The sequence below is a fragment of the Nonomuraea sp. NPDC059023 genome, from assembly GCF_042740095.1.
GTDB lineage: Bacteria > Actinomycetota > Actinomycetes > Streptosporangiales > Streptosporangiaceae > Nonomuraea.
This window is the reverse complement of record NZ_JBHYIO010000056.1, coordinates 46,038-58,244: the sequence shown is the minus strand read 5'-3', so window position 1 is coordinate 58,244 and position 12,207 is coordinate 46,038. Positions and strand designations below refer to the sequence as shown.

The following is a 12,207-nucleotide window of genomic DNA, read 5'->3' as shown; positions in this document are numbered from 1 at the left end:
GCCGAGGCCACGGGCGCCGGCGGGGCGAGCCTCGCGGCGGCGGTCGCCGCCGGGATCGAGGTGTGCAACCGCCTCGGCATGGCCTCCTACCTGCCCGAGGCGGGCAACTCGCTCTTCTTCGACAAGGGCCAGCACGCCACGTCCATCTGCGGCACGCTCGGCGCCGCGGTGGCGGCCGGGATGCTGTACGGCCTGCCCGCCGAAGGGCTGGCCGACGCCATGGGCATCGCCGCCAGCATGGGCGCCGGGGTCATCGAGGCCAACAGGACCGGCGGCACCGTCAAGCGGGTGCACTGCGGCTGGGCCGCGCACGCCGGGGTGTCGGCCGCGGTGCTGGCGCTCGAAGGCGTGACCGGGCCGCCGACGGTGCTGGAGGGACGGTTCGGCTTCTTCCAGGCCTGGCTGGACGGCCGGTTCGACGCCGGGGCGCTGCTCGACGGGCTGGGCGGGCGGTGGGAGCTGCTGCGCACCGTCTACAAGCCGTACCCGACCAACCACTTCACCCATCCCGCGATCGACTGCGCGCTCGCCCTGCGCGACCGGCTCGGCCCCGAGGCGCTGGCGGAGGCCGAGATCGAGCTGGGGGTGCCGGCGCCGGTCCTGCGCACGATCGCGGAACCGGCCGAGGAGAAGGCGGCGCCCCGCTCCCCCTACCACGCGAAGTTCTCCGGCCCGTACACGGTCGCCACGGCGCTGCTCGGCTCGGGCGGCGGGCTCGGTGTCTGCCTGGACGACTTCGCCGAGCTGCACCCGGCGCGGCTGGCGCTGGCCGCGCGGGTGCGGTGCGTGGCCGACGCGCGGGCGACGGAGATCTTCCCGCGCGCCTTCGCGGCCGTCCTGCGGGTACGGCTGGCCGACGGCACCGAGCTGGAACACCGCGTCGACTCCTCCCGGGGCGGTCCCGAGCATCCGCTGACCGGGGAGGAGCTGGCCCGCAAGTTCCGCGACAACGCCCGCCGCGCCCTGCCGGAGGAGCGCATGGAGGCCCTGGTGGCGGCGGCCCGTTCCGGGGCCCCCGCCTCGGCCCTGCTCCCCCTGACCGTGGCCTGGAACACCTAGATCACCGCGGCGCGGCCGTCGGGCCCGTCCGGCCAGGTCCAGTAGCGGACCGGGCCGGCGGGCTCGCGCAGGCAGGCGGTCGCGGGCTCGCGCATGACGGCCAGCGGGAAGTCCGCCATCCGCGCCAGCGCCTGCCCGACCGGCACCCAGGCCGCCTCCAGCACGTCCCCGTCGGGGTCGGCGGGCGCGAGGTCCTGGCCGCGCGGCCGCTCGAAGGCGAAGTACAGGGCGGTCAGCGTCGCGGGAACCGGGAACTGCACGACCGCCACCAGGCGCGTGGGCGGGCCCACCTTCAGCCCGGTCTCCTCGGCGACCTCGCGGGCCGCCGCCCGGTCCGACAGCTCGCCCTCCTCGGCCATGCCGCCCGGCAGGCCCCAGATCGGGTGCGGGTCGCCGGCGTTGCGCTGGTGGACCATGAGGACCTCGCCGTCCCCGAGCACGACCGCGCTCACGGCCAGAAGTGGTTTCACCCCCGCATTGTCCTTCCTAGAGTTCCGTATCCGGGTAGGCCGCCCGTAGCACGCCGCGGACGAAGGCGGCCGGATCGGCCAGCCCCGCCGCCGCCAGCGTGTCCGCGCCGCCCGACAGCAGGTGCGGCAGCGCCCCGTGCAGGGCCAGCGTGACCAGCGCGGCGCGTTCGCGGGTGACGGGCAGCCCGGCCGCCCGCTGGGCTCGCTCGAACCCGGTGAAGTCCCCGGCCGCGATCGGGTCGAGGATCTCCGCCAGCCACGGCCGGCGGGCCGACTCGGCCTGCAGTTCCAGGTAGGCGAGCAGGCGGTCGCGGCCGGGCCCCGCCGCGTCGCGCAGCAGCGCCTCGAACATGGCGATCAGCCCGGCCGCGTCGGCGGGCGGAGCGGCCGGGACGGCGCCCTGGTAGAGCTCCAGGCAGCGCTCGGCGACCGCGCGCAGCAGGGCCTCGCGGGCCGGGAAGTAGTTCTTCGCCGTGCCGCCGGGCACGCCCGCCTCGGCGTCGACCGCGCGATGCGTCAGGCCGCGCCCGCCCTCGCGCGCCAGCACGTGGATGGCCGCGTCGCGCAGCAGGTCGCGCCGGTCCTGGTTCGCCATGCTCCGCCTCTCGCTCACGTTTTGCCGATACTACCCCAAACGTGGTACCACAGATGTGGTAGTCGAGTCGTGGAGGTGTGACATGGCCGGAAAGGCTGTGGTGGTCGGGGCGGGCGTGGGCGGGCTGGCCACCGCGATCGGGTTGCGGCGCGCGGGCTGGTCGGTGCGGGTGCTGGAGCGGCGGACCGAGATCGAGAGGTACGGCACCGGCTTCGGCATCCACCCGACCGCCCAGGGCGCGCTGGAGCGGCTGGGTGTGGGGCAGGGGTTCCGGGAGCGGGCGGTGCCGTACCGGGACGGGCGCATCCGGACCCCGGACGGCACGGTGATCGCGAACCTGCCGCTGGAACGCATCGAGCGCAGGGCCGGGCGGCCGGAGCTGCTGATCGCGCGGCCGTACCTGCTGGATGCGCTGACAGGGGCGCTGGACGTGCCGATCGAGTTCGGCAGCCGGGTGCGCGACGTGGAGGATCTCGCGGCCGGTCACGACCTGGTGGTCGGCGCGGACGGCATCCGCAGCGCGGTGCGGGAGGGGCGCTTCGGCGGGCGCAGCGGCCCGCGCCACGTGGGGACGGTGGCATGGATCGGCATCGCCGGATTCGACAGCGGCATCCACGGCGAGACGTGGGGCACGGGGCGGTTCTTCGGGATGACGCCGGTCGAGCCGGGCAAGACCAACTGGTACGCGACGGTGCCGGAGGCCACCACCGCCGGGGAACTGCGTGAGCTGTTCCGCGGCTGGCACGACCCGATCCCCCGCATCCTGCACGAGACGGATCCCTCGGAGTGGATCCGCTACGAGATGCGCCACCTCCACCCCGCCCTGCCCTCCTTCACCAGCGGCGGGAACGTGGCGCTCGTCGGCGACGCGGCGCACGCGATGACGCCCAACCTGGGCCAGGGGGCGTGCACGGCGATCCTCGACGCCGAGGCGCTGACCAGGGCGATCGCCACGCACGCCACGCTGCCGGCGGCGCTGCGGGCCTACGACGCCGAGCGGCGGCGCAGCGCGCAGCGGGTGGCGTTCGGCTCGCGCAGCCTGCACCGGTTCATGACGGTACGGCGCACCGGGCTGCGCGACTCGCTCCTGCGCCTGCTGCCGGCGTGAGCCGGGCGCTCACCAGCCGACCTTGCCCTTACCGCTGATCAGGGCTTTGGCGATCACCAGGCGCTGCACGTCGTTGGTGCCCTCGCCGATGGCCATCAGCGGGGCGTCGCGGTAGAGGCGCTCCACGACGTACTCCTGGCTGTAGCCGTAGCCGCCGTGGATGCGCATCGACTCCAGCGACGCCTTCAGCGCCACCTCGGAGGCGAAGTACTTGGCCATCGCGGCCTCCATGTCCACCCGCTTGCCGCCGTCGGCCTGCGAGGCGGCCCAGTAGGTCAGCAGCCGCGCGGCCTGGATCTCCGTGGCCAGGTCGGCGAGCTTCAGCTGGACCGCCTGGAACTCGGCGATCGGCTGCCCGAACGCCTCGCGCTGACGGGAGTAGGAAAGGGCGGCGTCGTAGGCGGCCTGGGCCACCCCGACGGCCCTGGCGGCGATGTTGACCCGGCCGATCTCCAGGCCGGACAGCACCTGCTGCATGCCCCTGCCTTCCTCGCCGCCGAGCAGGGCCGAGACCGGGACCCGGACGTCCTGCAGCGCGACCTCGCAGGTCTCGGTGCCCTTGTAGCCGAGCTTGGGCAGGTCGCGGCTGACCGTGAACCCGGGCGTTCCGGCGTCCACGAGCAGCACTGACATGCCCTTGTGCGCGGGCTCGGTGATCGCGGTCTTGACCAGCACGGGAAGCGGGTCGGCGTGGCGGGCGTTGGTGATCCAGGTCTTGACGCCGTTGACGACGTAGTGCTCGCCGTCGCGGACCGCGCGCGTCTGGATGCCCTGCAGGTCCGTGCCCGCTCCCGGCTCGGTCAGCGCCAATCCGGTACGGCGGGCGCCGCTCGCCAGATCCGGCAGGTAGCGGCGTTTCTGCTCCTCGGTGCCGTGGCGGGCGATCATCCAGGCCGACAGCGAGTGGGAGCCGATGGTCCCGGCCACGCCCATCCAGCCTCTGGCGATCTCCTCGAAGACCAGGGCGAAGGTCACCATGTCGGCGTCGAGCCCGCCGTACTCCTCGGGGACGGTCAGCCCGAACAGGCCCATCTCCTTCATCTTCGCCACGATCTCTGTGGGATACCTCCCGGAGTGCTCCCACTCGGTGGCCACGGGGACGATCTCCTTCTCGACGAAGGCGCGCAACGTCTCCCTGAAGGCCCTCTGGTCGTCGGTCAGCTCGAAATCCATGGCGCGTTACTCCTTCTCGAAGACGGGCAGCCCTTGCCACCAGGTGAGCCGTACCCGCTCGTCGCAGGCCCACGGGCCGGGGCCGGCCAGGCGGGTGAGCAGGACGGGGCCCTCGTCCAGGCGGACTCGGGCGATCACGTACGGGGGTTGGAAGTCCTCGGACGGGGCGCGGCGGACCTCGGTGAAGGTGTCCACGGAGCCGCCTCCCTCCGCCTCGCGCGGGGCCAGGTCGCCCGAGCCGCAGCCGAGGCACAGCGGCCTCGGGTAGTGCTGGCGGCGGCCGCAGTCCCGGCACTCCTGCAGTTCCAGGCGGTCAGCCACGGTCGGCTCCCAGCAGCACGGTGGCGTGTGTGGACAGGATGCCGCCGGTGCCGTGGGCCAGCGCCACCTCGGCGCCGGGCGCCTGGCGCGGGCCGCACGCGCCGCGCAGCTGGCGGACCGCCTCGACCAGCAGGAACAGGCCGAACATGCCCGGGTGACAGTGGGACAGGCCGCCGCCGGTGGTGTTCAACGGGAACGCGCCGCCCGGCCCCGCCTCCTTCACGAGGTCGCCGGCGCGGCCCGGCTCGCAGAAGCCCAGGGCCTCCAGGGTGAGCAGGACCGTGATCGTGAACGAGTCGTACACCTGGGCCACGTCCACGTCGCCCGGTGAGAGGGCGGCCATGGCGAAGGCTCTCCGGCCCGCTTCTGCGGCGCCGGTGTCCAGGATGTCGGGGGCCTGGGACATGCTGGCCGTCGCGGTGGCCTCGCCGTACCCGAGGACCGTGACGGGGAGCTTCGGCAGGTGGCGGGCGCGGTCGAGGGCGGTGAGCACGATCGCGGCGCCGCCGTCGGTGACCAGGCAGCAGTCCGCGGCGGTGAGCGGCGTGGAGATCATGGGTGCGGCGAGGACCTGCTCGACCGTCAGGGGACCGGCGGCGTGGCGGTAGGCGCGCGGGTTCAGCAGCGCCCACTCGCGGGCGGCCACGGCGACCTGGGCCAGGTCGGCCCGGCTTCTGCCGTACTGGTGGAGGTAGCGCTGGGCGGCCATCGCGTAGTAGGAGATCGGGTAGAGCGGGCCGTACGGGGCCTCGTGGGTGGTCTGCGGGACGTCACCCTCGTGGACGCCGGACAGGGAGCGGGTGCGGGCGCTGCGCTGGTTCGAGCCGTAGGAGATCAGCACCGTCGCGCACTGCCCGGCCCCGATCGCCTGTACGGCCCGCGCCACGTACATCTCGAAGGCGGACCCGCCGGCGAATGTGGAGTCGGTCCAGGCCGGGCGCAGCCCCAGGTACTCCGCGACCTGGGTGGCGGCGAACCTGCCCACGCCCGCGGTGGCCAGTCCGTCGACGTCGCGCAGGGTGAGGCCGGCGTCGGCCAGGGCGCGGGTGGCCGCCTGGGCCTGGAGTTCGAGCGCGCTCCTGCCGGTGACCCCGAGATCGGACTCGGCCGCCCCGACGATGGCCACCGCGGTCATGGCCGCCTCTTCACCACGGACGTCGCGGGGGCCACGGCGACTCTGGGGTTGTCGCCGATGACCTCGACCTGCTGTTCCACCGTGAGCAGGCCGTCCTGCTCGGCCACCACCCGCCCGGTGCAGCGCACGGTCTCGCCCGCGAACACCATCGAGCGAAGCCGGAAGCTCATGCGGGTGATCCGCGCCCTCGGGCCGAGCCAGTCCTGCAGGTGCTCGGCAAGGAGCGCGCCGAAGAGCTGACCGTCCACGACCGGCGCCGGCAGGCCCCTGTCCGCCACGTAGACGGAGTCGTGGTGGAGGCGGTGCCAGTCCCAGGTGGCCCCGGCGTACGCGATCATGCCGGCTCGGTCGATCTCGCGTTCCAGAGGGGGGATCACGGGGCCTCCAGCGGCACGTAGATCAGGGTCTCCTCGTTGACGGCCAGCAGGTCGGCGTGCTGGTTGGTGTAGGTGGCGGTGGACGTCACGAAGATCTTGCCCGCCTTGCGGACGATGTCGCCCAGGCGCCAGGTGACGGTGATGACGTCGGCGGGCCGTACCGGCTGGTGGAGTTCGTAGGTGTTGCCGCCGCGCACGAGGCGGGTGCCGGGGAAATCGAGGTCCCAGGTGTGGCCGCAGTAGCCGTCGGGGTCGCGGGGCAGGCCGGTGAACTGGTTCGTCTCGAAGATCAGGGTGGGCGGGGCGATGACGCCGTCGTAGCCGTGCTCGCGGGCGTAGGCGTCGTCGGTGTAGAGCGGGTTGGCGTCGCCCACGGCCTGGGCGAAGTAGCGGATCGCGGCGCGGCCGAGCTCTTCTGGGGCGGTGTAGGTGACCTCGTTCACCGGAGTACCGCCGTGGGGACGACCTCGATGAGGAACTCGGGGCGGAGCAGAGCCGTGCAGACGACTGAGGTGAGGGCCGGGCGGTTGGGGAAGTGGCGCTCCCTGACCGCCACTATTTCCGGATATTTCGTGATGGCGGGTGGGGTGATGTATTCGACCAGTCTGACCACGTCCGAGCCGGTCAGGTTCTCCTCGCGCAGCACGGCGGCGATCGCCGTGTAGGTGTACTCGGCCTGCGCCACCAGGTCCCCCTCGAACAGCGAGCGCTGGGTCGCCGGCTCCAGCGCGCCGAAGCCCGACATGAACAGCGTGCCGCCCGCCGCCACCCCCGGCTTGTACGTGAGCGTGTCATAGCGCGTCCAGCCGGGGTTGACGGCGCGCAGCGGCAAGCGCGAGCCCACCGCGTCCAGCGTGACCTTCGCGCCCTCCACGGCGGCGCGGTCCACCAGGATCCCGGCCGCGCCCGGATGCACGGGCCGCCCGTCGCTGCCCTCGCCGCCCAGCAGGTCCTTGCGGGGGCGGCCGCAGCGCGGGTAGTCGGCCCGGGTGGCGGTCGCGGTGTAGTCGGTGGTCTGCACCAGCCCCTCGGGCCCGATCCCGGCCACCTTGAGCAGCTCGGCCGCCACCTCCAGGCAGGAGCGGTACTGCTCGCCGAACCCCGCCGACAGGTCGGCCGGGACGACGGCGGGCAGATACACGATCTCCCCCGCCACGGTCACCACGCCGCGGCCGGTGGCGAACCGCTCGCCGCCCCCTCGGCAGGCCGTCACCTCGACGGCCACCTCGTGCCCGTCCTCCAGCACGCCCTCGACCGCGATCGCCGACAGCGTGACCCCTTCCGGCCTGGCCGCCGGGTCCGGCCGGGCGCTCGCGTACTCCCGCACGTGCACCGCGTCCGCCCACGTCAGCCCGAGCGCGCCCAGCGCGACGCGGGCCCGTTCGTAGGCGTCGCGGGCGTCGGTGCCGGTCAGCGCGGGCAGCCGCACGGTCCTGTCCCTCACATCGGCTCCTCCATCACGCTCAGCTCCTTCAGCAGGTCGTCGAGGGCGGGCAGTTCGTGCAGGCGCAGCGCGAGGTTCACGGCGCGCTCGCTCAGCCCGTTTTCCAGAGCCTTGCCGGTGACCAGGCGGTCGATGCGGGGGTCGCCGGGTCCGCCCGAACCGCGCGCCACCTCCGCGACCACCCTGCGCCCGTCCGTCAGCAGCGCGCGCAGGCGTCCGTGCTGGTCGGCCGCGGGGCCCCGGTGCCCGGATGGCACGTGCCGTACCCTCGCGGCGAGATCACACACGTCGGCGCGTGCGGGCCGGGCGAACGTGCGCGCGGTCAGCTCGCCGTCGACCAGCATCGCCGCCACGCACCAGGCCAGGCTGAACTTCGCCGCGTACGGCGTGCGCGGCCGCTCCTTGCCCGCCCCGCACACCAGCGCCGCGGCGTCGTCGTGGACCTCCGCCTCGATCTCGGCCACCTCCTCCGCGGCGGCCAGCCCCCGCAGGACCTTCGCGGCGTCGACGGCGGCGTGCAACAGCCGGCAGGCGGGATACGGCTTGATCGTGATCCGGCCGACCTCCCAGCCGCGCCCCAGGTCGCCGAACGGGTCGACGCCCGGGCGGCCGAGCAGCGCGCCGTACAGGCCGTGCTCGCCCTCCACCACCGTCGCGGGCCCGCTCGCCCCCGCCCGCGCCAGCCGCGCGGCCAGCACCCCCGCCTGGGCGGCGAAGCCCGGGTGGAGCTGTTTGGTGGAGGCCCCGGTGTTCAGGAACTCCAGCAGGCCACCGGACATGCTGCCCGCGATGCCCAGCGCGGCGACCGCCTCGCGGTGCGCGAGCCCGTACAGCCGGGAGGCGACGAGCGCGGCGGCCAGGGGTCCGCAGGCCGAGGTGGCGTGCAGGCCACGAGCATGAAATCCATGCGGTACGGCACCGCCGAGCCGGCAGATCGCCTCATACCCGGCGAGGGCGGCGGTGAGCACCTCGGCCCCGCTCGCCCCAGTCTCCTCCCCCACCGCGAACGCCACCGGCAGCACCGGGGCGGTGGCATGAACCAGCCCCCGGGCATGGGTGTCGTCGAAGTCCAGCGCGTGCACCAGCGCCCCGTTGGCCAGCGCCGCCGCCACCGCCCCGACCCGGCGCCCGGTCCCGAACACCGTCGCCTCCGGCGGCCCGCCCATCTCCCCGGCAACCCGAACAGCAGCCCAAGCCCCGCCGTCCCGCACCACCCCGTCGTCCTCTGCCACCCTGTCGTCCCGCGCCGCTCCGTCTTCTCGTGCCGTCTCCCCCGCGGCCCCTCCGGGCCACGCCCTTGTGACCGCCCCGGGCCACGCCCCGTCCCGCGCACCGTCTTGGGAGGCTGCCTCCGGCCGTTCGCCCTGCCCGGCGGCCGCGGCGGCGCAGCCGAGGCCGTCGAGCAGGTGCCGCAGGGCGGCGGCGCGCGCCTCGTCGGGGACGTCGTCCAGCCGGAGCCCCAGCCCCCACGCGACCAGCGTCTCGGCGGCCGTCATCCCGGCTCCCCGAAAGCGCCCGCCCCGGCCAGGGCTTTGACGTGCGCCTGCGTGTATCCGAGCAGCCCTCGCAGCACCTCCTCCGCGTGTTCGCCCAGCCGGGGCGCCCGGTGATGCCCGGCCGGCTCGCCGCCCACCCGCACCGGCGACCGGAGCTGCAGCACCCGGCCGTAGCGGGGATGGGCGGTCTCCACCACCAGCCCCCTGGCCGTGGTGTGCTCCTCGGCCAGCGCCTCGTGCACGGAGTTGACCGGCCCGCACGGGATTCCGGCCGGCCGCAGCACCGCCAGCCACTCGTCCACGGTCCTGGTCAGGAAGACGTCGGCGAGGGCGGGCAGCAGCCGGTCGGCGTTGCGCCTCCGGCCGGCGAAGTCGGCGTACCCGGGATCGGTGTCGAACGGCGCTCCGAGGATCGCGGCCAGCCGCCGCCAGAACTTCTCCTTGGCGCATCCCACGACCAGCCACCCGTCGGCCGCGGCGAAGTTCTGGAACGGCACCAGCGACGGATGCGCCGACCGCGCGGTCCGGGCGGGCTCGTAGTCCGTGTTCAACGCCCAGGTCCCGACATAGGTGAGCATGGTGATCGCCGTGTCGTACAGGGACAGGTCGCAGTCCAGCCCCACCCCGTCCCTGCGCGCCGCGTGCACCCCGGCCACCAGCGCGAGCGCCGCGACCAGCCCGCCGGAGTAGTCCACCAGCGAGAGGCCGGACTTGGCCGGCGGACCGCCGGGTTCGCCGGTCAGCGTCATCCATCCGGCCAGGCCCTGGAGGATGTAGTCGTAGCCGGGCTCGGCCGCACGCGGCCCGGTCATCCCGAACCCGGTCAGCGAACAGCAGACCACGCGGGGGTTGAGATGCCGGAGATCGGCGTAGGTGAGCCGCATCTTGGCCGGGACGTCGCCGCGCAGGTTGGAGTAGACGGCGTCGCCGTGCCGTACCAGATCCTCGAGGACCTCCCGCCCCGCCGCGCACCCCAGGTCCAGCGCGATCGACTTCTTGTTGCGGTTGAACGTCTCGAAGAACAGCGAATCCCCGCCCTCCGCATACGGCGGAACGTACCGCCCCACATCGCCTCCGGCCCGGGGGTCCTCGACCTTGATGATCTCCGCGCCGAGGTCGGCGAGGTGCACGCTCCCGAACGGCCCGGCGCCGTACTGCTCCAGGCTGATGACCCTGACGTCCTCCAGCGGCCTCATGTCAGCTCCTTGATGAGCGCGATGATGCGGGCCTGCGACTCGCGCACGGCCTCGGGCGGCCGGCCGTACACGGGCGGGGTGAGCTTGATCGTGGTGGCGAGCCCGCGGTAGGCGTCGATCCCGGCCGCGACCTGCGCGGGCGTGCCGGCCAGTGCCAGCCGCTCCACCATCCGATCCGGTACGGCTGCCGCCAGCCCGTCGGCCGGCGTCCCCGAGCGAAAGGCCTCGATGACCGCCTCCTGCTCTTCGGCCAGACCGTGGAAGGCGAAGAAGTCGCGGTAGGTGGCGACGCTGGCGTAGAAGCCGAGGACGCCCTTGGCCTGCCGGCGCGCCTCGGCAGGGTCGGCGTCGATGGCGCAACAACCCGAAACCACCACATCCACCCCCGGCCCGGCGGGCAACCCCGCTCCCGGGTCCGCCCGCGCGCCCGGCGGCACGTCCGCCCCCGAGTCCTCTCCTGGATCTGGGCTGTTGCCGTGGTCCGGGGCTGGCGCCCGGCTCAGGTTGGGCAGGACGTGCTCGCGGACGTAGGCGGGCGAGCACAGCTCATGCGAGATCCACCCGTCGGCGATCCGCCCGGCCAGGCGGGTGAGCTGGGGCCCCACGGCGGCCAGGTAGATGGGGATGGCGGCACGGACCGGCCGGTGCGGCCGCCGGAACCCGCGCAGGTCGGCGCGCCGCGTCTCCCCCTCGACGACCGGCGGGGTACCCGCGACCACGGCCCTGATGATCTCGACGGTCTCGCGTAATCGGGTGACGGGACGGTCGGCCGCGACCTGATGCCAGCGCTCGTTCAGGCGGCGCGCCCCCACGCCGAGGCCGAGCACGAACCGTCCGCCGGTCAGCTCGTCCAGGTCGAGCGCCTCCAGGGCCAGGGTCAGCGGGCTGCGGGTGAAGGCCAGCGCGACCGCGGTGCCGACGCCCGCCCGGCTCAGCACCGGCGCGACGGCGGCGGCGGTCACGGTGGCGCTGCGGTGCAGCTCGGGCAGCCACACCACCTCGGCCCCGGCCTCCTCGGCGGCCCGCGCCGCCCCGGTCAGTTCGGCGAGCGTCTCGCCCCACGGGCCGTAGGTGATCCTCATGTGGTCATGGGACCGTTCTTGGCCTGGGGGAAATAGTCCTTGTCGTGCGGGGCGTCGCGCTTGTACACCATGACCGTCCTGGCCCAGGACATGATCTCGTCGCCGTCCTGGTTGAGCCCGCGCGTCCGTGCCGTGACGATCCCCGCGTACGGCCGCGACCGCGACTCCCGCTTCGCGGTGACCAGCGATTCTGCGTAGACGGTGTCGCCGATGAAGACGGGGTGGGTGAGCTTGATGTCCTCCCAGCCCAGGTTCATGATCGCGGTCTGGCTGACGTCCATCACGGACAGTCCCAGCACGATCGCCACCGTCAGGCCCGAGTTCACGATGACCTTGCCTACGGGGGCTTTGGCGGCGAAGTGGGCGTTGAAGTGGTTCTGGTTCGTGTTCATCGTGAGCAGCGTGAACCACGTGTTGTCGGCCTCGCTGATCGTGCGCCCCAACGGGTGCTGGTAGACGTCGCCGACCACGAAGTCCTCGTAGTAGCGGCCGATGGCCGCCTCATGCACGGTCACCTTCGCCACGTTAATCGTCAGACGTTTTCCCGGTCAACGCCCCACACCCACCCCCTCCCCACCACGCCGAACCCACCACCCCCGAGAACCCACCCCCAGCCACACCGGTACCCGCACCGGCAGACACCGCAGTCGATCACGGCCCGCCACCCAAACACGTGTTCCTCCCACGCGGGCCACACCCCGCACGAGCGCCCATCCAACGCAGGATCCACCCCGCACAGGAGCCGTCCCTC

At 73.7% G+C, this 12,207-nt stretch carries 14 protein-coding genes; 2 read left to right on the top strand and 12 right to left on the bottom strand.

Features of this window, described 5'->3' with window-relative positions:
• Nucleotides 1-1,059, top strand: a 1,059-nt coding sequence (locus ACFWYW_RS53055; RefSeq protein WP_379641353.1) for an MmgE/PrpD family protein, incomplete at its 5' end; no start/stop codon positions are given.
• On the opposite strand, the gene ACFWYW_RS53050 is transcribed toward ACFWYW_RS53055, so the two are convergent.
• Together ACFWYW_RS53050 and ACFWYW_RS53045 are read right to left on the bottom strand one after the other, a co-directional pair.
• Nucleotides 1,056-1,529, bottom strand: coding sequence for an NUDIX hydrolase (locus ACFWYW_RS53050; RefSeq protein WP_379626554.1), 474 nt, complete (start codon nt 1,527-1,529; stop codon nt 1,056-1,058). The genes ACFWYW_RS53055 and ACFWYW_RS53050 overlap by 4 nt on opposite strands.
• Nucleotides 1,530-1,545: 16 nt before the next feature.
• Nucleotides 1,546-2,142: a TetR/AcrR family transcriptional regulator gene (locus ACFWYW_RS53045; protein ID WP_379626556.1), complete on the bottom strand. Its 597-nt coding sequence runs from the start codon at nt 2,140-2,142 to the stop codon at nt 1,546-1,548.
• 64 nt (nt 2,143-2,206) lie between these two features.
• On the opposite strand from ACFWYW_RS53045, the gene ACFWYW_RS53040 reads away from it, so the two are divergent.
• The gene (locus ACFWYW_RS53040; RefSeq protein WP_379626558.1) at nt 2,207-3,232 is read left to right on the top strand and encodes an FAD-dependent oxidoreductase; all 1,026 of its coding nucleotides are present in this window, start codon (nt 2,207-2,209) and stop codon (nt 3,230-3,232) included.
• Between the two features lie 9 nt (nt 3,233-3,241).
• Here the strand turns inward: ACFWYW_RS53040 and ACFWYW_RS53035 are convergent, their stop codons facing one another.
• From ACFWYW_RS53035 to ACFWYW_RS52990, 10 genes are read right to left on the bottom strand one after another with little or no spacing between them, the layout of a single operon-like run.
• On the bottom strand, nt 3,242-4,405 hold the full coding sequence (locus tag ACFWYW_RS53035) for an acyl-CoA dehydrogenase family protein (RefSeq protein WP_379626560.1): 1,164 nt from the start codon (nt 4,403-4,405) through the stop codon (nt 3,242-3,244).
• Between the two features lie 6 nt (nt 4,406-4,411).
• On the bottom strand, nt 4,412-4,726 hold the full coding sequence (locus tag ACFWYW_RS53030; protein WP_379626562.1) for a Zn-ribbon domain-containing OB-fold protein: 315 nt from the start codon (nt 4,724-4,726) through the stop codon (nt 4,412-4,414).
• On the bottom strand, nt 4,719-5,861 hold the full coding sequence (locus tag ACFWYW_RS53025; protein WP_379626564.1) for an acetyl-CoA acetyltransferase: 1,143 nt from the start codon (nt 5,859-5,861) through the stop codon (nt 4,719-4,721). Before ACFWYW_RS53025 ends, ACFWYW_RS53030 begins: the two co-directional genes overlap by 8 nt.
• The gene (locus ACFWYW_RS53020) at nt 5,858-6,238 is read right to left on the bottom strand and encodes a MaoC/PaaZ C-terminal domain-containing protein (RefSeq protein ID WP_379626565.1); all 381 of its coding nucleotides are present in this window, start codon (nt 6,236-6,238) and stop codon (nt 5,858-5,860) included. The genes ACFWYW_RS53025 and ACFWYW_RS53020 overlap by 4 nt, the downstream gene beginning before the upstream one ends.
• Nucleotides 6,235-6,681, bottom strand: coding sequence for a MaoC family dehydratase N-terminal domain-containing protein (locus ACFWYW_RS53015; RefSeq protein WP_379626567.1), 447 nt, complete (start codon nt 6,679-6,681; stop codon nt 6,235-6,237). Before ACFWYW_RS53015 ends, ACFWYW_RS53020 begins: the two co-directional genes overlap by 4 nt.
• Entirely contained in the window at nt 6,678-7,682 is a 1,005-nt protein-coding gene (locus ACFWYW_RS53010) for a RidA family protein (RefSeq protein ID WP_379626569.1), read from the bottom strand. Before ACFWYW_RS53010 ends, ACFWYW_RS53015 begins: the two co-directional genes overlap by 4 nt.
• On the bottom strand, nt 7,679-9,178 hold the full coding sequence (locus ACFWYW_RS53005; RefSeq protein WP_379626571.1) for an MmgE/PrpD family protein: 1,500 nt from the start codon (nt 9,176-9,178) through the stop codon (nt 7,679-7,681). Before ACFWYW_RS53005 ends, ACFWYW_RS53010 begins: the two co-directional genes overlap by 4 nt.
• Nucleotides 9,175-10,374, bottom strand: a complete 1,200-nt coding sequence (locus ACFWYW_RS53000; protein WP_379626573.1) for a CaiB/BaiF CoA transferase family protein — start codon at nt 10,372-10,374, stop codon at nt 9,175-9,177. Before ACFWYW_RS53000 ends, ACFWYW_RS53005 begins: the two co-directional genes overlap by 4 nt.
• Nucleotides 10,371-11,456, bottom strand: a complete 1,086-nt coding sequence (locus tag ACFWYW_RS52995; protein ID WP_379626575.1) for an LLM class flavin-dependent oxidoreductase — start codon at nt 11,454-11,456, stop codon at nt 10,371-10,373. Before ACFWYW_RS52995 ends, ACFWYW_RS53000 begins: the two co-directional genes overlap by 4 nt.
• Nucleotides 11,453-11,971: a MaoC family dehydratase gene (locus ACFWYW_RS52990; protein ID WP_379626577.1), complete on the bottom strand. Its 519-nt coding sequence runs from the start codon at nt 11,969-11,971 to the stop codon at nt 11,453-11,455. Before ACFWYW_RS52990 ends, ACFWYW_RS52995 begins: the two co-directional genes overlap by 4 nt.
• Nucleotides 11,972-12,207: the final 236 nt, after the last annotated feature.

Excerpts from the sequence above, each read along its gene's own strand:
- ACFWYW_RS53005 (WP_379626571.1), bottom strand. The coding sequence starts at position 9,178 with ATGACGGCCGCCGAGACGCTGGTCGCGTGGGGGCTGGGGCTCCGGCTG.
- ACFWYW_RS52995 (WP_379626575.1), bottom strand. The coding sequence starts at position 11,456 with ATGAGGATCACCTACGGCCCGTGGGGCGAGACGCTCGCCGAACTGACC.
- ACFWYW_RS53000 (WP_379626573.1), bottom strand. The coding sequence starts at position 10,374 with ATGAGGCCGCTGGAGGACGTCAGGGTCATCAGCCTGGAGCAGTACGGC.
- ACFWYW_RS53025 (WP_379626564.1), bottom strand. The coding sequence starts at position 5,861 with ATGACCGCGGTGGCCATCGTCGGGGCGGCCGAGTCCGATCTCGGGGTC.
- ACFWYW_RS53035 (WP_379626560.1), bottom strand. The coding sequence starts at position 4,405 with ATGGATTTCGAGCTGACCGACGACCAGAGGGCCTTCAGGGAGACGTTG.
- ACFWYW_RS53040 (WP_379626558.1), top strand. The coding sequence starts at position 2,207 with ATGGCCGGAAAGGCTGTGGTGGTCGGGGCGGGCGTGGGCGGGCTGGCC.